The organism is Yersinia rochesterensis, assembly GCF_003600645.1.
Lineage (GTDB): Bacteria > Pseudomonadota > Gammaproteobacteria > Enterobacterales > Enterobacteriaceae > Yersinia > Yersinia rochesterensis.
Window position 1 is genome coordinate 3,028,128 of the sequence record NZ_CP032482.1, and the last position, 23,063, is coordinate 3,051,190.

The following is a 23,063-nucleotide window of genomic DNA, read 5'->3' on the forward strand; positions in this document are numbered from 1 at the left end:
CCTTACGTAGCGTAGGTCTAACCCTACCCCTACCCTTATAGAGGTATTATTCGGCATTAAGATCAAGTTTCTGTAGAAAAAACCTACAACATTAAAACCGGGTAACTTTTTATTTCAGTGCTCATCACCAAAAGAATCGCGAACCCCCATTTGCAACTATGCTTATTGCTCAGCTCGTTATTTTCTTCACTAACCGGGAATCCCCTATGAGTAATGAAAAACAACCTCAGGATAAGGGTGATTTGAAAGCGGAAAGTGATGAGCAGCATGAAGTACAGGAAATTGAAGTGAATGAAAAAAACCTCCCCTCCAAAGCCGCGGCTATTCATGAAATTATCCGCGTCGACGGTGAAAAAGAGTTAGAGCGCGACAGTTTTGCACTGCTCTGGTCGGCGGTCGCTGCCGGGCTTTCAATGGGAGCATCCTTGATTGCCAAAGGTATTTTTCACGCAAAATTGCCGGATACCCCGGCCAGCTTTCTTGTTGGAGAATATCGGCTATACCTTTGGTTTTATTATTGTCATTATGGCCCGTCAACAACTCTTTACTGAAAATACCGTCACGCCGGTGCTGCCAATAATGCAAAAACCCAGCCGTCAAAACTTCATCCTGCTATTTCGGCTCTGGGGTCTGGTTTTATTGGGCAATCTGATTGGTACAGGGATAGCGGCTTATTCCTTTATTCATATGCCGATATTTGACGATACCACGCGCAGGGCATTTGTCAGTATTGCTCAAGGGGTAATGGAGAGTTCTCCGGGAGAGATGTTCGCTAAAGGAATATTTTCTGGTTGGATCATTGCCACTCTGGTGTGGATGATGCCCTCCGCAGGGGCCGCCAAAATATGGGTGATTTTCCTGATGACCTATTTAGTCGCTTTATGTGACCTAACCCACATTGTGGTCGGCTCGGTGGAGATCTTCTATTTGGTATTTAACGACTCAATACCCTGGCAGAAATTTATTTACCCTTTCGCCCTCCCGACACTGGCGGGTAATATTATCGGTGGCACCTTTATTTTTGCCCTGATCAGTCATGCGCAGATCCGCAGTGATATGACCCATCGACCTAAAAAAAGTGACAAAGTGGACAAAAGCACATCATCTTCCCGTAAGTAACAGCACCGATTCAGACTCTCTGAGCTATTGGTTTTAGGTTATCAATACCATTTATTCACTATAAATTGGCGATAGAGTAACCAAACAGACAGCTAACTGCTTATTATCTGGGTCAAAATGCGTATAATGCTCCGGCAGTACACTTCATCGGCAGCCACCCTGCCGCTGATCGGGTCCCCGTAGTTAAACGGATATAACAAGCCCCTCCTAAGGGCTAGTTACTGGTTCGATTCCAGTCGGGGACACCATTAGCACTTCTCAGCACATCCCACTAAGTCCATAAAACCCTGTTAAAACAACGATATATAGACATTTAGTGTCTAAAGATATCCCATAATGTTTAGTGGGATCTAAGCACATATATGTATAAGATTGCGTATTGTGTCACTCTGGCCAGCGCTTCGGACGTGTTATCAATGCTGACTTTCTTGGCCTGTTTAGATAGCAGCTTTTCTTTTCCAGCAATCCGATACTTCAACCGCCAGTAACGTGAACTATTTGTGTTTACTAATAAAAATAATCCGCCACCGTCGGAGAGCTTGTAAGGTTTCTCTTTTCGTTTTGCGGTATCCACTTGCCGGGCGTTTAGTTTCATGTGGGGGTATCTCATTCCATTGAACCTAGACTTACCCCCATTTATACCCCCAACTATCTATAGAACTCAGTAGATGCGGATAAACGTAGGGATACCAGGAAGTTCCAGAGATACTGATTATATAAGGGATTTATGGACTTAGATAGACTTCGCCCTACAGGATTCGAATACATCAAGTATTGACATGTTTTATATGAATAAAATCGTGTTCGATAAAATTTATACCAACATTTATACCAACAGATAAATTTGTTAGAAAATACAGCCTATTATCGCTGGACTAGCATGCCCGGATAATGCTTGGCAATGATATCATTCATTCTCTCAGTCAGCTCAGGTCGCTTGAATGTCAGATGAGCGGTTCCTTTCTGAAAGTAACGAATGCTGAAAAATGCATCTTCGTAAACATCCTTCGAAGGGTTATCACGAATATGCTCCATCAACCGAGTAGTAACATCACCACGGTTGTCAGGGATGGGTTTTCCATCCAACAGAAACAGCATTCGCTCCAGGTCCGCCAGTTGATCCCGCCGCCAGCCCCAGTTCAAACTAAATCCCCAGCGGTTATGCGTCACCAGATTGTTGACGATGATCTTTTTACCAAAGCTGCAGGGACTATTGGTTTTGTAATCCCACGACAGCCCTTTGAAGACATTGATAATGCCACGCTCAAAGACATCCATTTTGTTCAGATGTAGCTGCTCAAAAGTACTGAGGATATTCGCCTCGCTGATGGCAGGTAGATCCCCCTCCTCCAGGTTCTTATACCACTGGTCGCGAGCCTGTGCATCCATCAAGGCCATCATGCCAGACTTCAACATCAAATCGCGCCAGATACTGCGATCAAGATTACGGGTTATCGTAGTCATTGCGGTTTTCACGTTTTCCATGAGCCAGCAGCCACAACGGAAGTCCTGACGCATCGCCCAGTCGCGGGCGGTTTTACCGCCGATACTGCAGGTCAGCGTCGAGATGTCGGCAAGTTGCTGGATGAGTTGTTCGATTTGTTTCAGTGCGGTATCGCGGCCAGTGACAACACGCTCGATACTGGTCGAAAGGATAAGTTCATTGTGTTCCGTCAACACGTCGGGTTCTGTTTGCATCGTCAATCGTCCGTAAAAGCAAACACGCCTGCCGGAAGTGGCAGGCGCATTATGCGATGAGTAAAAAGAGTGGGAAGTACAGAAGTAAAAATCAGGAATGATGCTCGAAGAATTTACGTATTCATTAATCCGGTAGCTCGCTTTGCTCTGAGAATATCGGTAGCCGTCAGGAACGGTGTCTGCTCCTGCCATGTAAACCCTTTGCGGTCAGTGCGTATCAGTTCATAACGTTCCACCAGGAAATTCACCGCATCAGCCAATGTTATTCCCGCTTCGATATGCTCCTGAATGGCCGTGTCATCATGGAATGGCGTGTCGTTAAGTGTCAGACCGTAATGGTGATCCAGCAGATACGTTAAAAGTTGCTGCCAGACCTGTACGGGCGACAAGCGTGACGCAACCGGCACCGTGGCCGGTACAGATGAAATGTGCATGAGTTGAGTCCTAATAAAAGAAGAAGTGAGGAGGTGTCACTGGGTTGGATAAATAGAAATGTAAACGTAGCCGCAGCTACCACGGGTATTCGAAAAATTGGACTTCATCCGTTACTGCTGCAGAAGCTTGAACGCAACATTGAGTTTTCAGCATCTACCCATAAACGTGCCCGTTATCTGTGGAGCTTAATTCTCGAACACCATAAAGACCCCCGTAATCGTCGCTATGATGTCGATTGGTACGACTTGAAGGCTCGAATTAAAACCCAAGGCTGGACAGCCGGTGTTCTGCGAGAATTTCGTAGGGTTATGGCACCACGGCTAGAGATGAAATCGCCATATGGCTTGGGAGAGGTCAAACCGCCTAGTGACTCTTGGGAGGAGATCCATTTTAGCAAATTAGGTCAATTTGAAGTTGTGTTCACCAATAGGCATGACGACGATTTAGATGTGCCTGACAATGTATTGCTACAGGTCTTTAGTGCTCTGGAAGAGCAACTAATCATTGCCGCTGGAATACTGGAGGATATCGATACTTCCTACTTCCCAATCCCAAGCTGTTATCCGGAACGTGATGTGGACGGAGAAGAAAACTTCTCGAAAGGGGCCGATGTATTAATATGGTTTGTCCAACTTTTTGACCGAGTAGCTGAGAAGTGGCCAGAATTGGCTAATGCTCATGTAACCACCTGGCCAGTAACAGAACCATTTTTCTTCCGAAAACTGAGACTTTATGCCTTCAGTAAAACAGCCGTTTTTGGGGCTGACCGAATTGCCGAAGAAGTTTTGTCTATAGAGCAAAATAGCTTCTGGGACACAAATATTACCCGAGAACTTCTTTTTTTACTGGTAGACCGATGGGCAGAATTCCCACGAGAGAACCAAAATCGAATCATCGAACGTATTCTGACTGGCCCCTATCAAATACCTTATTTGTCTGAGGAAGAACTTCCGAAAGGAAGAGAGGTGTTGGCTGCTAAATACACTCGTTATCTCGAACTGCATGGTTGTGAACTGGGCACTATTTATCGTGATCGGCTCATTACGATGATAAAAAGAATTCCTGACTGGAATGATCGCTGGGCCACATCTGTAGTCATCAGTTGGGGCTCTCGCTCTGGCTGGGTTAGTACAGACGAAAAACCAGATGTAATATCAGATCTTCCTGTAAACGAGATAATCCCAAAAGTAAAAGAGGTGCTTAAACGAGATGATGACAGCTTTACTCGTAGGCGGCCCTTTGTTGGTTTGATAAAAGAAAATCCGCGTAAGGCATTGTCTGCGCTTACTATTGCAGGGAAAATCGGTGATTATCCTAAGGAATTATGGTCGCCAATGATAAGTGAGCTACCTGCAGATCTTAAACCAAGGTTGAAACGAATATTCCTGAGCCGAATTGCGAGATTACCGATTACAACTTTAGTCGAACTACGACATACATTAAGTAGTTGGCTTGAACAAAATTTAGTTGCGACTCTTAAATTTGATGATGGTCTCGGCTGGAAAGTTTACGATCATATCATAGAAGGCATACTGAGTGGTGGGGCTAATGCTACTCAAAGCGGTTTTGGAGAAGTCATCCGAAATGGAGAGGTTGTTATACAGTCCCGGCGCACATTCAACCATGCAATTAATGGTCCTGTCGGTAAGTGCATTCAAGCACTTTTTCAAGCAATACCAAGAGAAGAAGTGGAGGCTGGTTCGCTTGTTCCGTGTTCTATTAAGTCTCGTATTGAACGTCTCTTTACAGCTCCTGGGGAAGGGGCAGACCACGCTATAGCTATAACGGCTCGCAATCTAAATTGGCTAATGTTTGTTGATCCTGTATGGGCAAAGGAATGGCTTATACCGATTTTGGATTTAAAGCATCCAGCTGCAGAACCGGCATGGAATGGTTATCTTCATAGTGAAGGTATGCCTTCAATTGCAGTAGCTGAGCTTATCAAGCCTAGTTTTCTTAACCTTTTCACTTGGCTCGAGCATCTTTTTTGGGAAAAAGACCTTTCAGTTCGAGCCTCGCAATGGCTTGGTTTAATGAGAATGTTCCATCCTGATGAACCATCTAGTCCTTCAGGAAATGAAATGCGCTCTGTTTTGCGCTCAATATCGGATGAGACGAGAAATCGCTTTATTTCTTGGTTGGGGCTGGTTGGGCAGAAAAATGAGAGCGGCTGGGCTAAACACGTGATTCCATTAATTAGAGAAGACTGGCCCAAGGAACGCCGATATAGGACAACGACTTCGGTGAAGGCGTGGGTTGGTCTACTTGACGATACTGACGATAACTTTCCGGTGGTCTATGATGCAGTAAAAACACTCTTGGTGCCAATAGAGACATTTGATCACCAGTTCTACCGTTTCACTCGAGAGTTTGGTGGTAAAAAGCCAATTACCATGCTTTTTCCATCAGCGACTCTTGATCTAATGGATAGAATAACCCCACAGAGGCTCACCCGACCTCCAGATGAGTTACAGAAGATACTTGGCCTAATTGAAGAGACAGAACCAAGCCTAATCAAGGATTCGCGGTACTTACGGCTTATTGAGCTTGTTGAGAAAAATTAGCACTTTGAATATGGTTATCATCTAAGTACTACTCAACCCTGAGTCAGCTAAGAGCGAGGAGTGGACGAGAGTGTTGGATAACTTTTCAACATAAAGTTCTTACTCACAATGGTTCATCTCTGGGTATTTGCTCTGCTACATTCAGTTCATTTTGAGACGTCATAAGAACTAAAGTGCCAGACGGCATGCGATATAACAGAGAGAGGACATGAAACCTATCCATCCCTTGGTCAAAGCGGCACGAGACAGGAAATTGCCTCACCCCGCGCAACTAAACCAATTCAATCAAAAACACTGGATTGAGTTCATGAACCAAATAGGCCCGCTAAGTGCAGAAGCTTTAGCATACATTTCTGGAGCTACGTGGCTTAATAATAACTTCCATAGTGTGGAAAACACTCGAAAGCATATCTGTTTTTTTAAAGGCTGCAGACCTGAATATCAGGAAATGATCAGGGCACATATCGCCAGCACCAATTATGCATTCTGGCAGGTGTGCGACGAACAGGAAGAAATATTTGGAGATATAAGTAATACAGCCATAGAACAGATGATTAGCAGCAAAACCTCAAAGGTAGGGAAAAGCGATCCGGTCAGTGTAAACAGTGTAAATATGCATAGGCTTGACAGTCTAAGAGGTCCGTTATTCGAGCTATTTAAATATAAAGATCGTATGCATCTGCTCTTCCCTGATGATCGCCCGGTCAAGTTATCCAAGCTCGACCTTTTTCAAGCAGAAATGAGGATGTCTCAGCACTTCCATAGTTTTGCTTCCTTGTGGCAAGACTTACTCTATGGTCGTGCATTATTCGCTTTCCAGCCGAAACGAGTCTTTTTCATTCAATGTCATTCTGACTATCACCGCATGAAAACAATTGCAGAATTTCGGCGTGATCACTTTTTAGTCACTTCGATGACTGAAGCAAGCTCTGTGATCGATAATTTTCAGGGTAGTGATTTTTGGTCAAACTATCTTCGTTATGAACCAGGTAAGCCGCTGAGCCTAACTCCATGGCAATCATTATCTCAACGGTCGCAAATAATTGCTAAATTTCAGCCTGTATCGGCTTTAATTCAGCTTGACGATCACCTCAAATCGTTACTAAAACGCAAATCTATTCCTTGTATTGAACGTAAACTACAAACCGTTTTAGACGTATGGGTTCATTTATCTGTGCTGGCTGTTCAGATTGATGAGCATCTGCGTACAGATAAGGAAATCAATAACTGGTCGACGTTAGTTCAGCTTGCGCCTCAATTTGAACGTTCCAATCTTATCTTCACACTTATCCAGTGCTGTGAATATAGCGAAACTGAGATCAACGATGCTGTCGATTTATTGACCTGGAGGGGGACATCTCCACAGGAAGATTTATGGGTGCAGCCTCTGGTGTCCATTGAGGATAAATATATTTTCCCGATTAGTGCATTTCTGACTGCTAGTCTCACCCGCAATATAGATTGCTGGATGGCCAAAATCGATCCCAAAGATACTCGCCGTGGAAAGCTGTTTGAGAAAGATTTGGTTCGAGTATTAGAAGAGTGCCAAAATGGAAATCCGGTAATGAAGGAGTATTTGCGTTATACCGCTGCAATTGAACCAAACTATCACGGGCATGGGGAGGAAATAGATCTAACTTTCTCTTTCGGAAATTTACTAATGGTGGTGGAAGCTCGCAGCCGCAAAACATCCATCACTCCACTCGATTATGACAATGAGCTTTTCGATTCTAACGGACTGATGCATAAAACGAAACAGGCCACTAGGAAAGCGGCCTTTGTAAGTAATCATCTTGAGCAATTTTGTCAGGATTATTATCCCCATTTGTCGGGAATAAAGGATATAGAAGTAGTCCCACTCGTTATCATAAATGGTCAATTTCATGCCGGTTTTCCGTTGAACGATGTGCCCATTATCGATCCGGCGCTTCTGTTGCATTTTCTTCGGGATCGTGAAGTGCGTTTTATGGCCGCCGCGCCTTATGACAAACATCAATATGGCATTCCGCTTTGGCAAAACCTCGAAGAAGCACAGACACGCTTTAGGGATTATCTTTCATGTCCTGCTTTGATAAAAATTTATAACGCTATCTGCAGCGAATCTGAAAATCGCTCCAACAATCTCGGGCCAGGGTTTGAAGAGATTGTCTCACTTGTATTTGAAATGGGCTTCATGGGGTGGGAAGAGCATATGGCTCATGTTGAACGTGTCTTTCCGAATCAACTTGTTAAATATTACTAACAGTTAGCGCATCACTTTGCGTATATCTTAAGGCTATCTCTTGCTCGATCACCTCAGATGTAATAGGTCGGATCTAATCCCACCCGATTGTACATTGACGCTCATCTTTTAGACAGATATTGTGATGTCATATTAAAAATATGAGGTTTTGTAATGAATGAGCTCCTTTTACCAGAGCAAGTTAAAGCTGCAAGAGCTCTTCTCGCTTGGTCTCAACAAGAACTGGCCTCCAAAGCAAATGTGGCAACATCTACGCTTGCGGATTTTGAGCGTGGCTTTCGTACTCCAGTAGCAAATAATGCCCAAGCTATCCGTGATGCCTTAGAAGCTGAAGGTTTGCAGTTTATAGCTGGTGGGGTAGTTGAAAGGGGTATGTTGCAGCCACCTGAAAATGTAAAACCTGGTTCTTTGATGCGCTGGATTAATGCAACTCACCTTTCACAGTGGGGTGAACGGAGAGATGGTCAGAGTGGTATTCCTGAATTATTACGACGTTTAATTTTTGCAACGGTAGGTCCTGCCGCAAAAGTTCATTTCCCATCAGATGAGAGTGTGCAATATCCTGGTTGGGATGGTGAGTGTAAAACGAATTTGGGTTTGGGCTTTGTTCCTGAGGGTGATTCTGTTTGGGAAATTGGTGCTCAACGTACCTCTATCCGCACTAAGGCAGAAGAAGATTTTAATAAAAGATCTGGGAATCCACTCGGGTATAGTCCAGACAAAACAACGTATGTATTCGTTACTCCACAACGCTTTCCTGGTAAAAATAAGTGGGTAGAGGAGAAAAAAGCTCTCAATATTTGGCTGAATATCTGTGCCATTGACGCTGATGATCTTGTCCATTGGTTAGAAATTTATCCTGCGGTCGCTCAGTGGTTGTCAGTAAAAATAGGTCATCGGCCACAGGGGTTACGTAATATTGAAGAGTCATGGAGCGAGTGGATTCACGCAACGAGAACACCTCTCACTCCTGATGTTATCTTGGCCGGACGTGATGAAGAACAAACAAAAGTCCTTAGATGGTTAAGAGATTCACCGCAACAACTATCGGTGCAAGCCGAAGCTCCCGATGAAGCACTAGCTTTTCTTTATGCATCTATAAGTCCTCTGCCTGAAGAGTATAAGCTGTTCTATTGGAGCAAATGTGTCGTAGTTGACAACGCAACAACAGCCCGGCAATTAGCTGGTTTAGGCACGCCATTAATCATTGTTCTCACTATTTCAGAACCGGGGATTGCACAATCTCTTGTTAATAATGGTCACCATGTCTACGCTATCTATGGCTCAGATGTGTCTCATCTATCCGGTCATTCAATACGCCTCCCCCGCCCCTGGAGATTTGAGCTAAAAATAGCATTAACTCATGCTGGATTAAATGAGGAGGATGCTCATCGTTATGCCCACGCATCAGGCCGCAGTATTACGGTATTAAGACGTTTAATGCCCATAGCCCCAAACTATAAACCACAATGGGCTGAACATGTTTCATCTGAGCTTATTGCCGCAATGTTCGCGGGGGGTTGGGATGAAACCTCATATCAAGATCAAAAAATTATTAGTGATTTAGCTGGTTGCTCTTATGAGCAGGTAGAAGAAATCTTGGCACCGTTAGCATCCACTTTTGGTGGTCCATTAATTCGCTCTGGTAATCTTTGGAAAGTAGTTTCATTACGAGATCTTTGGACTCAAGTAGGTAACCAGCTAACTTCCAACCAACTAAAGCGCTTTGAGAATACGTTCCATTCGGTGGTGAGCGCCATTGATCCCCATTTTGAGACTCAACCTAATGCCAATACCTTCTATGAAGATAATAGCGTAGGAAAACCATCAGCTAGTATCCGACGTGGCTTAACAGAATCGATGATTGCCTTGGCTGTTTTCCCAGAGGTAGCAACACTTATTACGGATGTATCTTCTCATGTGAATAGTGCAGTGTATAAGTTGCTTAATAATGCAACTGAGCCACTTTGGTGGTCTTTGTCTCAGGACTTCCATAATCTTGCAGAAGCAGCCCCAACGGTATTTCTAGACGCTGTAGAAGCTGGGTTGGAAGGTGATTCACCTCAGATTTTGTCATTATTCCGAAGTGATGAAGGGATAATGCAACCCACAGAGTATCTTTCAAATTTGTTATGGGCATTAGAGATGTTAGCGCGTAGCCCGCTTTATCTAATGCAATCTGCACTTTTACTGGCTTGGTTAGATGATGTTGATCCTGGAGGTCGATGGGGAAACCGTCCAGCAGTTTCTTTAAGGCGGATTTTTGTTAGTTGGTCACCACAAACTTATGCTAATTCATCACAACGTATTAAGGTCATTAATCGGATCATCTCGCTGCATCCAATTGCTGGTTGGAAGTTATTGCTCGCATTAGCACCTCGTTCACACGATACTTCAGAACCTTCTTCTATGCCAAATTGGCGTGATTTCACTCCTAATGAGCCGGAGTCGATTACCTGGTCCTCTGTTGCAACAGCAGCATGTGAGATCGGTGACAGATTATTAATGTATATAAATGGGAGGTGTGAACGGTGGTTTGAACTTTTTCACCTTTGGGGGAATTTTGATTCAAACTGGAAATTTTCAGCAGCTAAGCAATTAGCTGATTACTCCCTTAACCTCACATCTTCTGATGAAAAAGAAAGGTTGTGGAATGAGTTACGGCGTTTTTTACAGAGAAACCGTGGCTTCAAAGATGCTCCATGGGCTATGTCTGAAGAAGAATTAGCACCGTTGGATGCAATATTTCTTTCACTAACACCAGAAAATGTCGAGGAGCGTTTTCGCTGGCTATTTTGTGCAGGAGCCAATGAGTTAGGCGAAAATTATGATTGGCAAACACAACGAAATAGGCTCGAAGAGAGACAATCGGAAGCAGTAGAATTCTTACTTGCAGAACTTGAATTTGAACAAATATTTCATTTCTCTTCAACAATTACGCTGCACTACGATTTTGGTCTTGCTTTAGCACGATCCTCAACAAAGTGTGGGCATAAACATATTCTAATGAAAAAAGCCCTAATGTCTGGTGATTCAGATATAGCAAATATTGGTTTGGGAATTCTTTATGGACTCAAAGCAACGAAAGGTTCAGAAAGTGAAGCTTGGGTTCAAGCATTATGGGAACAAGCTATAACTGAGAATTGGGGGGAGTTAGCGGAAGTACGCATTACCCAAGTTTTGCCAACTGTAATGTCGCTTTGGCTTAAAATTGAGTCAAGACCAGGCAATATTAGTAAAATATATTGGGAAACGCTCCCTGTATTTAGGGTCTCCGGAAATGTAGAGGCTAAATATGTCATTGACTATTTACTTTTGGCAAATCGAAGTCACGATGCCCTTGCGTGGCTTTCTAATAATATAAAAATGAAACCAGATGGTTCGCTTATTATTAGAGCAATGCATGCTGCTGTAAGCGCCAAAGAAAAATTCAATAATGATAATACGATGTCGAGCTATTATATCGGTATTCTCCTGGATTATTTGGAGAGTGATGTAAATACTTCAAAAGAAGAAATTGTGAGGCTCGAATGGATCTACTTCCAAGTCTTACGCCATTCACGACATCCAGCCAGGAACCTACATCAGGCTCTAGCCCAAGATCCTGTATTTTTTACTTCCCTAATGAAATTACTCTACCTGCCTAAAGAAGATAGTGATGTGGTTGAACCTGAACCAACAAATCCTAAGCAAGCCCGTGATATGGCAAGCCAGGCATATCAAGTTTTGCATGATTGGAGCATCGTACCTGGAACAAATCAACACGGGACTATTGACTCTTCTGCGTTGATGTCGTGGGTCAAAAAAGCTCGTCAATTATTGAAGGCTGCAGGTCGTGGTGAAATTGGTGATGACAAGATAGGCATGATTATCTCTGCCGCAAAGCGAACAAAAAATGAAGCATGGCCGCCAGAACCTGTTCGAGAAGTTCTTGAGTATGCACGGAGCAGAGCAATGGACGATGGTTTTAAAGTTGGGGTTTACAACCGTCGTGGCGTAACTATACGTATGCCACATGATGGAGGGGAGCAAGAACGAATACTGGTAGAGCGCTATAAACAAGATGCTGATGATCTTCGATTTGAATGGCCTCGTACGGCAGCTTGCCTAGACCGTATTGCTGCAAGCTATCAACAAGATGCAATTCGGGAAGATCTCAGTGCGGACCAAGGCGATTGGTTATAAGCCTTCTCAGCTTACTTAGATTTATTGAATTTTTTAAATCTGCAAAGGATATTACATGCATAGAAATTTATTAAAATACTTAAAATTATCCTCTGGTAAAATTAGAACCTGTCAAGAAGCAGCTGTTAAAGAGTTTTTTAAATTTAAGAAAAAAAACATTCGTGATAAGGCATGCTTAATTAACTTGCCAACGGGAGCAGGTAAAACAGGTGTCATAAGTTTAATATCACATCTAAGTAAAGAGCGAAATATTTTAATTATCTGTCATAGGAGAGCAGTTAAGGAACAGCTCTATAAAGAAGTATCAAGTAGATTTTTTAGAGTAACGTTAAACGATCCGGATATAAAATTAAAGAATACATTTAAAAACATTAATAATTTAAATGAAGAAGGTATATATATCTCAACATTTCAAAAACTATCAATGTTATCACCAGAAGACCTATATAAGACACAAAGTTTCTTTGATCTGATTATTATTGATGAAGGTCATTCTGAACCATCTCCTGTATGGCGAGAAATCGTACGACAATCAGATGCAATAAAAGTTGTAATAACGGCAACACCGTATAGGAATGATCTTTTCGAATTAAATGTTGACTTAGATGATTATTTTATCTTTACATTTAAACAGGCTATTTTTGATAAAATAATAACTGAACCAAAATTCATTCAAGTGAATTCAATGGAGATAATGCTTCAAGAAGTAAAGGATTTTCTAGAGAAAAATGAAAACATAAAATGTATAATAAAATGTAAAGATGCTAATGATATATCTCTATACCACGAATCAATTTCTAAAAAATTCAAAACAGCAAGTATACATGAGACATTTAGAAATGATGAAGCTAGCGGTAAATTTAAATCAGTAAATTCCGCATTAAAATCTGACAACATAAGAGTTCTAATTCATCAACATAAACTTGATGAAGGTGTAGATTTGCCTGAAGCAAAATTATTAGTTTTAACCTATCAAGTTGGAAGTGGTAGAGAATTAGTTCAAACTATTGGGAGAGTTGTTAGGAATTACAATTCAATAGAACCGATGATAATAGATCTAGCTAGTTCATCCAATGAAAGAATGTGGCAAAGTTACCGCGTATTTGATGACTACATATCCACACCTAGCGGTTCAAAAGGATTTATAAAATCACTAAGCACAACTAACTTAATAAAAGGATTTCTTGATAACTTCCCTGAATACAGCTACTTCTCCAGTCGTTTCAGAGAACGATTGGACTTGCAATCCATAAATGCCAATGATATTTCAATACCATTGGCATCCGTTTGTTTTATAGAAAAAGGACCTAATTACTCAACACCTCTTCTCTTGGATAAGATATATTGGGAACTGCATACACAAGGTTCACTCGTTAAAAAAATAAACAATGACCATGATGTATCCATATATCTATACATATCATTCAATAGCTCTAGATATCTTTCTGATAAACTATTTTTTGAACCTAAATTAGAAATAATAATAATTAAAGAGCTATCTAATAGCATAGCTATATTTGACAGTTCTGGTGGCAAGTATGCTAATAGAATAGACTTAAATCTTGCAAATCCTATAAATATTAACAGATTAACAGCATTAGCAGCAGTTACTAAGGCCCATGAAATAAAAGAGGCTCACTCAAGGGCCATAGGTACTGCAAAGAATAGACCGGAAGCGATATCCTTAAAAGGTAAAAACCTAGAAAATATAAATAGTACTCAGCGTAACGCAATGTATACATTAACAACATTGAAAGTAGTTAATAAGGATGAACAAGGGAAAAGTGATAGTAGTTTCTATTTAGGAGCCAGGTCTGGTCGAGTTTCTGACCAAATGGAAAGGAACTTTAGTATAGAAGAACTATCTGAATGGATTGAAAAAATAGATTTAGGAACAGCCAAGGAAGCAACTAATAATGGCAGATTGATAAAATCCTTCTCACAACCTATAGATGAAAAACCTAATTCCAATATAGTTTCAATTATTCTAGACCTATCAGATTTCGACACTGAATTAATTTCCGAAAAGAATTTCCTACCAGACTATTATTATCTTCAATATTCAGAGAATGAAGGTGCGGAGTTTTTTATTGGTTCAACGTCATTTAAAATATACACTCATTATGCAGAAGAGAAACATAGATACTTTTTGACAACCACTAACAACAATGATGATTTCAATAAAATAATATCTTATTTAAATAATGACTCTTTTAGGATTCTTTTCTTAGACGGAACAACATACAGTGCGTCGAAATTTTATAAATTCTCACTTCCTTGTGAAAAAGGTGTTACGGCTGAGGAAAGTTGGGCAGGACGCTCACTTATAAGCATTCCAGCACTGCTTTCTAAGGAGCTTAAAGAAAAGGGAAAATATGATGAAAAAGATATGTATATTAATACCACAAGCACAAAATTTGATAAAGACTCTATTTTTTATTTGATTGATCAATTAAGTAACTATTCTAATGATAATCCTACCATTATCGAACTAGGCCCTTTTTATTCGTTTATCCCCAATTGCGACCTTGTTATTTGCACAGACATGAATACTGAGCCGTGTGATTTCATAGTTTCGTCTGCTGAAAAATTATGTTTCATTCATGTAAAATGTGGGGATTCACACAGTTCGCCTAAGTCATCTGCTGGAGCAATTGCAGAAGTCGGTAGTCAGGCAATAAAAAATTTATCATACCTAATTTCACATTCAACTAACAATATACCTGGGAACTTTTCCATCTGGGATAAGCCATGGCCTTCACCAACAGCAAAACATCAACTTAACTCTCGTTTTCGGCTTGCTTTCAATAAAAAGGGAATAATTCCAGATGCGAAAAACAAGCTTAAGGATAAAGCTTGGGAATTGATTTCAGAAAGAAGAAAATCACCGCTATGCAGTAAAGAAATATGGATAGTAATGGGTAATTCTTTCTCTAAACAGCATTTTATTGAAGAGATGTCTAAGGAAACCAACCAGCAATCTGAAACGATCCAAGCATTCCAATTAATTGAAGATTGGCTAAGTACGGCTGATGAAATGGGTATAGATATTAAAATATTCACATCATAATAAACTAACTTCCCCGACACATTTCAGTGTATCGGGGAAGTCATGCATAATCAATTCAACTGATTAACTTTATCAAATGACTAATAAATATAATTCTCTATCTAAAGCATATTCATAATGAAGTGTTCTTAGTTATACACTTGAATATTTTCTTCCCAAGAATCACAATCTTCCATCCCATCCACATAATCCCCATACCACTGCAACATCTCCCTACGCTGCTCCAAATACTGCGCATGGTTATACGTGCCACGAATGGTGTTTTTATCCACATGAGCAAGTTGTAGCTCAATCCACGCTGTGTTATAGCCTTGTTCGTGCAGGATAGTACTCATCGTGTGCCTAAAACCGTGCCCCGTAGCCTTCCCGTGATACCCCACCCTTTTCAGAACCTGATTGATACTCGCCTCACTCATTGGCTTAGTGATATCGTTACGCCCAGGAAATACCAGATTGTAGCGACCTGTCACTGCCTGGATTTCACGTAGTGCTGCCACAACCTGATCGGACAATGGCACCAGATGTGGGCGGCGCATCTTCATCCTTTCGACTGGTACTTCCCAAACCCGCTTGTCGAAATCGAACTCTTTCCATTCAGCCATGCGGAGCTCAATGGTACGAACGCCAGTTAGCATCAGAATCTTTGTTGCTAGCCGAGTTATAGGGCTACCGGAATAAGCGGCGAGAGCCTCTAAAAAAGCAGGAAGTTCATCCGCTAACAGGTGAGGATAGTGCACAGATTTTGGCGGAGTTAGTGCGCTTGCCAGTTCTGAGGCTGGGTTAGATTCAGCGCGCCCCGTGACAATGGCGTAACGAAACACTTGGTTGCAGGCCTGGCGGATTTTGCGCAGCTTGTCGAGGACACCACGTTTTTCGAGTTTACGAAATGAACTGAGGATCTCCAGAGGCTTGATCTCTGCAATTGGGCGCTTACCGATATCCGGAAAGATATCGTTTTCAAACGCTTCCATAATGTCTTCGGCATAACCCTTCGACCAGTTAGGACGTTTGTACTCATGCCATTCAAGCGCGATAGCTTTGAAGGTGTTTTCTACCGTCGCTTTGCGAGCTTGTTTATCAACCTTTTTCTGTTCACTAGGATCGATAGCGTTAGCGACTTGCCGCTTAGCGTCATCTCTCCGCTGCCTGGCTTCAGATAAAGAAATTTCGGGATAGATACCCAACGCCAGCATCTTTTGTTTGCCGTCAAATCGGTACTGCAAGCGCCAATACTTAGATCCATTAGGATGCACCATCAAATGCATCCCTTCGCCATCAGTAAGCTTGTAAGGCTTCTCTGTTGGCTTTGCACTTCTTACCTTCACATCGGTTAAGGCCATTTGTGGCTCTCCGTTGCTGGCTGTTGGTATAAGATTTCATTGAACGGGGATGTACCATCACATATACCAACAAATAGTACTTGATGTGGGTTGATGTCGATAGAGCTAGGTAGACTGAAGACACACTAAAATCAGCTAATACACTGAATTTTAGGCATAAAAAAAGACGTCAGTTGACGTCTATTTACTTCGAGATGGTACGCCCTACAGGGCTCGAACCTGTGACCTACGGCTTAGAAGGCCGTTGCTCTATCCAACTGAGCTAAGGGCGCATTTGATATTTACCGCAGCATAGAACGCTGCTGGCAGTCAGTTGCGGGTTGGATTATACGGGCAGTCGCCTTTGAGTCAATGGCTTTTCGCCTTACGGTTTATCAACTGGCTATTTAATCGTTAATTAATCGTTATTATACGCCTGACAGCACGCCCCGCTTCTGACAAAATAGGCAGATTCCCGCTTTTTTAATTGATGGACCCTTCCACTGATGTCAGCGAAAATTATAGATGGTAAAACGATTGCGCAGCAGGTACGAAACGAAGTAGCTGCGTTGGTACAGAAACGTTTAGCTGCGGGTAAACGTGCCCCTGGCCTTGCTGTTGTGCTAGTAGGTGAAAATCCAGCCTCACAAATTTATGTCGCCAGTAAACGTAAAGCCTGTGAAGAAGTGGGTTTCGTTTCCCGCTCTTATGACCTGCCGATGACCACCACGGAAGCCGAGCTGTTAGCATTGATTGATTCACTGAATGACGATAGTGAAATAGATGGGATTCTAGTACAACTGCCACTGCCCGCGGGTATTGATAATGTCAAAGTCCTGGAACGTATTCACCCGGATAAAGACGTGGATGGCTTCCATCCCTACAATGTTGGCCGCTTGTGTCAGCGGGCGCCTAAACTCCGCCCTTGTACTCCACGCGGCATCGTGACACTGCTAGAGCGTTATGATATCCCGACTTATGGTCTGAATGCTGTCGTGGTAGGGGCATCCAATATTGTCGGCCGCCCGATGAGCCTTGAGCTATTACTGGCGGGTTGCACCACTACCGTCACTCATCGGTTTACCAAAAATTTGCGCCAACATGTCGAAAATGCAGATTTATTAGTCGTTGCTGTCGGTAAACCCGGTTTTATTCCCGGTGAGTGGATAAAACCCGGTGCTATCGTGATTGATGTCGGCATTAACCGCTTGGAAAGTGGTAAAGTAGTCGGTGATGTAGAATTTGATGCCGCCGTTGAGCGTGCGGGTTGGATTACACCGGTTCCCGGTGGCGTCGGGCCGATGACCGTTGCAACACTGATACAAAATACCTTGCAAGCCTGCGAGGAATATCATGACATCAACGAAAATAGAGTGAAAGGACAGTAATGGACATTTTTCATTTGGAAAAACACCCGCACGTCGAACTGTGTGACTTATTAAAGTTGCAAGGTTGGAACGATAGCGGTGCCTCAGCAAAAGCCGCCATCGCTGATGGGCTGGTAAAAGTCGACGGGAATGTGGAAACGCGCAAGCGCTGCAAGATCCTGGCTGACCAGATTGTTGAGTTTCAAGGTATGAAAGTACAGGTTAAAGCCTAATAACCTCAGCAACGGCGAGTTTTAGCTGGTTATTGCGAAAAACTGCCGTTGTAGCAGTTATAATATATGGGCAAAAAAATGCGGTTACTGGTCAACACCAGAACCGCAATTTTTTTAATCTTATACCCGTTATACTTCAAGCTGCATGTGCATTGGCTGCCTTCCTGCAACTCAAATTATTTAGGGTACCGTTAACCAGTTCCGTATTATTTACGACGCCAGGTTGTCCCTTGCGGGCCATCTTCCAACACAATCCCCAGCTCATTCAATTGATCACGGGCAGAATCTGCCAGCGCCCAATCTTTACTACTGCGGGCATCGTTGCGCTGTTTAATAAGAGCTTCGATTTTTGCCACTTCGTCGTCGTCGTCAGTCTGCGCCCCACTTTGCAAAAACAGTTCTGGATCTTGTTCCAATAATCCCAGCACATGCGCCAGTTTACGCAATTCAGCCGCTAACGCATTTGCCGCGGTCATATCTTCAGCTTTGAGGCGGTTTACTTCACGGGCGAGATCAAACAGCACCGAGTAGGCCTCTGGAGTATTGAAATCATCATCCATTGCCGCACGGAAACGCGCTTCAAACTCAGCACCACCAGCCGGCGCTGCATTCACGTCAGTCCCGCGCAGCGCGGTGTATAAGCGCTCTAAAGAAGCACGTGCTTGCTTGAGATTTTCTTCGCTGTAATTAAGCTGGCTACGATAATGGCCGGACATCAGGAAATAACGCACGGTTTCAGCATCGTAATAGGCCAGCACATCGCGGATAGTGAAAAAGTTATTCAGAGATTTCGACATTTTTTCTTTGTCGATCATCACCATACCGGAGTGCATCCAGTAATTCACATAAGGGCCATCATGCGCACAGGTGGATTGTGCAATTTCATTTTCGTGGTGCGGGAACATCAAATCAGAGCCGCCGCCGTGAATATCAAAATGCGCGCCTAACTGCTTGCCGTTCATTGCCGAACATTCAATATGCCAACCAGGGCGGCCCGGCCCCCAAGGTGATTCCCAGCTAGGTTCGCCGGGTTTGGACATTTTCCACAAGACAAAATCCATCGGATTGCGTTTAACATCAGCCACTTCAACTCGCGCGCCCGCTTGCAACTGGTCCAGATCTTGACGAGATAACAAACCATAATCCGGATCACTTTCAACAGAGAACATAACATCTCCATTTGAAGCCACATAAGCATGCTTGCGGGCAATCAAGCGCTCGGTCAGCTCAATAATTTCTGGGATGTGATGGGTAGCGCGCGGTTCTAAATCTGGGCGTTTGAGATTCAATGCATCAAAATCTTTGTGCATTTCAGCCAACATCCGCGTAGTCAGTTGCTCGCAGGTTTCATTGTTCTCAATGGCACGTTTAATAATTTTATCGTCAACGTCGGTGACATTGCGGACATACGTCAAAGAGTAACCTAAATAACGCAAATAACGCGACACAACGTCGAAAGCGACAAAAGTCCGCCCATGCCCAATGTGACACAGGTCATAGATGGTGATCCCGCATACATACATACCTATTTTACCGGCATGAATAGGCTTGAATTCCTCTTTTTGGCGACTCAGTGTATTAAAAATCTTTAGCATTGGGACATTCCGTGGTTTTTGTTTTTGCGAAACGCATGGTTTAAAAAGATATCATCAGATTATGCGGTAAATCAGCTCCCGATACAGCACTTTTTCGCACATCTTGGCGGCGTTTCGAGTGCTGACTCAATCTCGCAGATATGATATAAGAGCCATCTAAAGAGTTACGACTCATTTGTGAATACACTTATTACACTAGCAGGAACATTATTATGGTCACTTTTCATACTAATCACGGCGATATCGTCATCAACACCTTCGCAGATAAAGCGCCGGCTACTGTTGAAAACTTCCTGAACTACTGCCGTAAAGGTTTCTATGATAACACTATTTTCCACCGTGTTATTGATGGTTTCATGATTCAGGGCGGTGGTTTTGAGCCGGGCATGAACCAGAAAACAACTGATGCCCCTATCAAGAACGAAGCCAACAACGGTCTGAAAAATACCCGTGGCACTTTGGCAATGGCGCGTACCAACGATCCACACTCTGCCACTGCTCAGTTCTTTATTAACGTTGCAGACAATGACTTCCTAAACTTCCGTTCAGAGCGCCCAGATGGTTGGGGTTACTGCGTGTTTGCTGAAGTGACTGAAGGTCTGGACGTGGTTGATAAAATCAAAAACGTCGCGACTGGCCGCAGCGGTATGCATCAAGATGTGCCAAAAGAAGATGTGATCATTCAAAGCGTTACTGTTAGCGAGTAATAACGGCTTAATGAGCACGCTTTTTATTGCAGATTTGCATCTTAGCGTTCAGGAACCGGCAATCACTGCCGGTTTCCTGCATTTTATACAGCGTGATGCTATTCATGCTGATGCATTATATATCCTGGGCGATTTATTCGAATCCTGGATTGGCGACGATGACCCCGAGCCTCTGTATCGGCAAGTTGCTGCCGCGTTGAAATCACTCCAACAACAGGGCGTGCCCTGCTACTTTATCCACGGTAACCGCGATTTTCTGCTGGGTAAACGCTTTGCACTTGAAAGTGGCATGACCTTGCTGCCGGAAGAGAAAGTTGTTGAGTTGTATGGCCGTAAAATCGTTATTTTACATGGCGATACCCTGTGCACTGATGATGCCGACTATCAGCATTTTCGCCGCCGAGTACACAATCCCCTGATCCAGAAGCTCTTTCTGTGGCTACCGCTGCGCTTTCGGTTACGCATTGCGGCTTATATGCGCAATCAAAGCCAACAAAATAATAGCGGTAAATCGCAGCTGATTATGGATGTCAATCCACAGGCGGTGGTTGAAACTTTCGAGCGAAATAATGTCAGTTGGATGATTCATGGGCATACCCACCGCCCTGCGGTTCATACCGTCGAATTAGCGGCGGCAACGGTACACCGTGTGGTTTTAGGTGCCTGGCATGTTGAAGGTTCAATGGTTAAAGTCACGGCTGATAGTGTTGAATTGATTAAATTCCCGTTTTAACCTTCAGGTTTTACCTCATCAACTACGATCAAAAAACTAATAAAACCCACTAAAAGCCGCTACGCAACCGTTTTCCTCGCCTTTGGCTCATGATATGCTCTACGCCCTCTTCACCAGTCATGATTTAAAATAAGATCATTCTGGCCGACGCTTGCGCAATCACAGGAGCTTTACACTCATGGGAGCTAACCTCGATTCGGCTTACCCAGCCGGGGTTAAAATCGCTATCGTAATGGGGTCCAAGAGTGACTGGGCCACCATGCAGTTCGCCGCCGACGCGCTCACCACGCTCAATGTCCCCTTTCATGTCGAAGTTGTTTCTGCCCATCGCACCCCCGACAAACTGTTCAGTTTTGCTGAGCAAGCCGATGCTAATGGCTTACATGTCATTATTGCAGGCGCGGGCGGTGCTGCTCACCTGCCGGGTATGCTAGCGGCCAAAACATTGGTGCCGGTCTTAGGTGTGCCGGTACAAAGTGCGGCATTAAGCGGTGTCGATAGCTTGTATTCCATCGTGCAGATGCCACGTGGCATTCCGGTGGGAACACTGGCCATTGGTAAAGCCGGGGCGGCGAATGCAGCATTGCTGGCGGCTCAAATACTGGCGCTGCATGATGTTGAATTAGCAGCACGTTTAGCAGATTGGCGTAAAAATCAAACTGACGAAGTGTTGGACAATCCCGATCCGAGGGATGAAGCATGAAACCCGTTTGCGTATTAGGTAATGGTCAATTGGGGCGCATGCTGCGTCAAGCCGGTGAGCCGCTAGGCATTGCTGTTTATCCAGTAGGTTTAGATGCCGAGCCAGAAGCCGTGCCTTATCAGCACAGTGTGATTACTGCCGAGATTGAGCGCTGGCCGGAAACCGCGTTAACCCGCGAACTCGCCACCCACACCGCTTTCGTTAACCGCGATATTTTCCCTCGTCTGGCTGACCGTCTGACTCAAAAACAGTTGCTCGACAGCTTGAATTTGGCGACCGCACCATGGCAATTATTGGCCAGCAATAGTGAGTGGCCGCAGGTCTTTGCCACACTGGGTGAATTAGCCATCGTGAAACGTCGGGTCGGCGGTTATGACGGACGGGGTCAATGGCGTTTACGCGCCGGTGAACAAGAAAGTTTGCCCGCCGATGCTTACGGCGAATGTATTGTCGAGCAAGGTATTAACTTTTCCGGCGAAGTTTCATTGGTCGGTGCGCGCAGTCATCAAGGTCAATCAGTCTTTTATCCACTGACCCATAATCTTCATGAAGAAGGTATTTTGCGCATGAGCGTGGCATTACCACAGCCCAATAGCAAACTACAGCAGCAAGCAGAGAAAATGCTGTCCGCAATTATGGATGAGCTGAATTATGTTGGTGTAATGGCGATGGAGTGCTTTATCGTCGACGACAGTTTACTAATTAATGAGCTGGCACCGCGAGTACATAACAGTGGTCACTGGACACAAAATGGTGCTTCTATCAGCCAATTCGAGCTGCACCTGCGCGCTATTTTGGACTTACCGCTGCCCAAACCGGTGGTGAATACTCCCTCCGCGATGGTCAATCTGATTGGCACGCCAGTGAATATAGAGTGGCTATCACTGCCCTTGGTGCATCTGCATTGGTATGAAAAAGAAGTGCGCGAAGGCCGTAAAGTGGGCCATTTGAATTTAAATGACCCCGATGGCGCGCAATTAAGTGCGGCCCTGGCGGCATTAGCACCTTTGCTACCTGCGGAATACCAAAACGCCCTGCGCTGGGCGCAAGCTAAGTTATAACTGAAGCGCGGGCAGTTTATGCCGCCCGCGTT

General features: G+C 43.7%; 14 protein-coding genes, 2 tRNA genes and 2 pseudogenes. 12 read left to right on the forward strand and 6 right to left on the reverse strand.

Annotated elements, in window-relative coordinates:
• Positions 1 to 206 precede the first annotated feature (206 nt).
• A pseudogene (locus tag DXZ79_RS14080) lies at positions 207 to 1,119 on the forward strand (formate/nitrite transporter family protein).
• Positions 1,120 to 1,292: 173 nt separating this feature from the next.
• Positions 1,293 to 1,367: transfer RNA gene (locus DXZ79_RS14085), tRNA-Arg, on the forward strand.
• Between the two features lie 191 nt (positions 1,368 to 1,558).
• Here the strand turns inward: DXZ79_RS14085 and DXZ79_RS14090 are convergent.
• The 3 genes and pseudogenes from DXZ79_RS14090 to DXZ79_RS14100 all read right to left on the reverse strand — a co-directional run.
• Positions 1,559 to 1,714: pseudogene (locus DXZ79_RS14090) on the reverse strand (Arm DNA-binding domain-containing protein); the annotation flags it as partial.
• A gap of 269 nt (positions 1,715 to 1,983) precedes the next feature.
• Positions 1,984 to 2,817 (reverse strand): DUF4942 domain-containing protein, encoded by an 834-nt coding sequence (locus DXZ79_RS14095; protein ID WP_120011356.1) that lies wholly within the window; start codon positions 2,815 to 2,817, stop codon positions 1,984 to 1,986.
• A gap of 113 nt (positions 2,818 to 2,930) precedes the next feature.
• Entirely contained in the window at positions 2,931 to 3,251 is a 321-nt protein-coding gene (locus DXZ79_RS14100) for a TA system toxin CbtA family protein (protein ID WP_120011357.1), read from the reverse strand.
• Positions 3,252 to 3,284: 33 nt separating this feature from the next.
• Between DXZ79_RS14100 and DXZ79_RS14105 the strand changes: the two genes are divergently transcribed.
• From DXZ79_RS14105 to DXZ79_RS14120, 4 genes are all read left to right on the forward strand, one after another.
• Positions 3,285 to 5,816 (forward strand): hypothetical protein, encoded by a 2,532-nt coding sequence (locus DXZ79_RS14105; protein WP_244942283.1) that lies wholly within the window; start codon positions 3,285 to 3,287, stop codon positions 5,814 to 5,816.
• A gap of 208 nt (positions 5,817 to 6,024) precedes the next feature.
• Positions 6,025 to 8,058: a hypothetical protein gene (locus DXZ79_RS14110; RefSeq protein WP_120011358.1), complete on the forward strand. Its 2,034-nt coding sequence runs from the start codon at positions 6,025 to 6,027 to the stop codon at positions 8,056 to 8,058.
• Positions 8,059 to 8,211: 153 nt separating this feature from the next.
• Entirely contained in the window at positions 8,212 to 12,243 is a 4,032-nt protein-coding gene (locus DXZ79_RS14115) for a helix-turn-helix domain-containing protein (protein WP_120011359.1), read from the forward strand.
• 55 nt (positions 12,244 to 12,298) lie between these two features.
• Positions 12,299 to 15,313, forward strand: coding sequence for a DEAD/DEAH box helicase (locus DXZ79_RS14120; RefSeq protein WP_120011360.1), 3,015 nt, complete (start codon positions 12,299 to 12,301; stop codon positions 15,311 to 15,313).
• A gap of 128 nt (positions 15,314 to 15,441) precedes the next feature.
• Here DXZ79_RS14120 and DXZ79_RS14125 read toward each other — a convergent pair whose 3' ends face one another.
• Positions 15,442 to 16,653 (reverse strand): tyrosine-type recombinase/integrase, encoded by a 1,212-nt coding sequence (locus DXZ79_RS14125; protein WP_120011361.1) that lies wholly within the window; start codon positions 16,651 to 16,653, stop codon positions 15,442 to 15,444.
• A 195-nt stretch (positions 16,654 to 16,848) separates the two neighbouring features.
• Positions 16,849 to 16,925, reverse strand: a tRNA-Arg gene (locus DXZ79_RS14130).
• Between the two features lie 213 nt (positions 16,926 to 17,138).
• Here DXZ79_RS14130 and folD point away from each other — a divergent pair.
• Positions 17,139 to 18,020 carry a bifunctional methylenetetrahydrofolate dehydrogenase/methenyltetrahydrofolate cyclohydrolase FolD gene (gene folD / locus DXZ79_RS14135; RefSeq protein WP_038631653.1) on the forward strand — a complete coding sequence of 294 codons (882 nt, stop codon included), beginning with the start codon at positions 17,139 to 17,141 and terminating at the stop codon, positions 18,018 to 18,020.
• Entirely contained in the window at positions 18,020 to 18,232 is a 213-nt protein-coding gene (ybcJ, locus tag DXZ79_RS14140) for a ribosome-associated protein YbcJ (protein ID WP_038631651.1), read from the forward strand. Before folD ends, ybcJ begins: the two co-directional genes overlap by 1 nt.
• A 206-nt stretch (positions 18,233 to 18,438) precedes the next feature.
• On the opposite strand, the gene cysS is transcribed toward ybcJ, so the two are convergent.
• The gene (cysS, locus tag DXZ79_RS14145) at positions 18,439 to 19,827 is read right to left on the reverse strand and encodes a cysteine--tRNA ligase (RefSeq protein WP_038631649.1); all 1,389 of its coding nucleotides are present in this window, start codon (positions 19,825 to 19,827) and stop codon (positions 18,439 to 18,441) included.
• Positions 19,828 to 20,039: 212 nt separating this feature from the next.
• Between cysS and ppiB the strand changes: the two genes are divergently transcribed.
• From ppiB to purK, 4 genes are all read left to right on the forward strand, one after another.
• Positions 20,040 to 20,534 (forward strand): peptidylprolyl isomerase B, encoded by a 495-nt coding sequence (ppiB, locus tag DXZ79_RS14150; RefSeq protein WP_038631646.1) that lies wholly within the window; start codon positions 20,040 to 20,042, stop codon positions 20,532 to 20,534.
• A 10-nt stretch (positions 20,535 to 20,544) separates the two neighbouring features.
• Positions 20,545 to 21,267, forward strand: a complete 723-nt coding sequence (locus tag DXZ79_RS14155; RefSeq protein ID WP_120011362.1) for a UDP-2,3-diacylglucosamine diphosphatase — start codon at positions 20,545 to 20,547, stop codon at positions 21,265 to 21,267.
• Between the two features lie 178 nt (positions 21,268 to 21,445).
• A complete protein-coding gene (purE, locus tag DXZ79_RS14160) occupies positions 21,446 to 21,970 on the forward strand; it encodes a 5-(carboxyamino)imidazole ribonucleotide mutase (RefSeq protein WP_038631642.1) in 525 nt (174 codons plus the stop codon).
• Positions 21,967 to 23,031, forward strand: coding sequence for a 5-(carboxyamino)imidazole ribonucleotide synthase (gene purK, locus DXZ79_RS14165; protein ID WP_038631640.1), 1,065 nt, complete (start codon positions 21,967 to 21,969; stop codon positions 23,029 to 23,031). Before purE ends, purK begins: the two co-directional genes overlap by 4 nt.
• Positions 23,032 to 23,063: the final 32 nt, after the last annotated feature.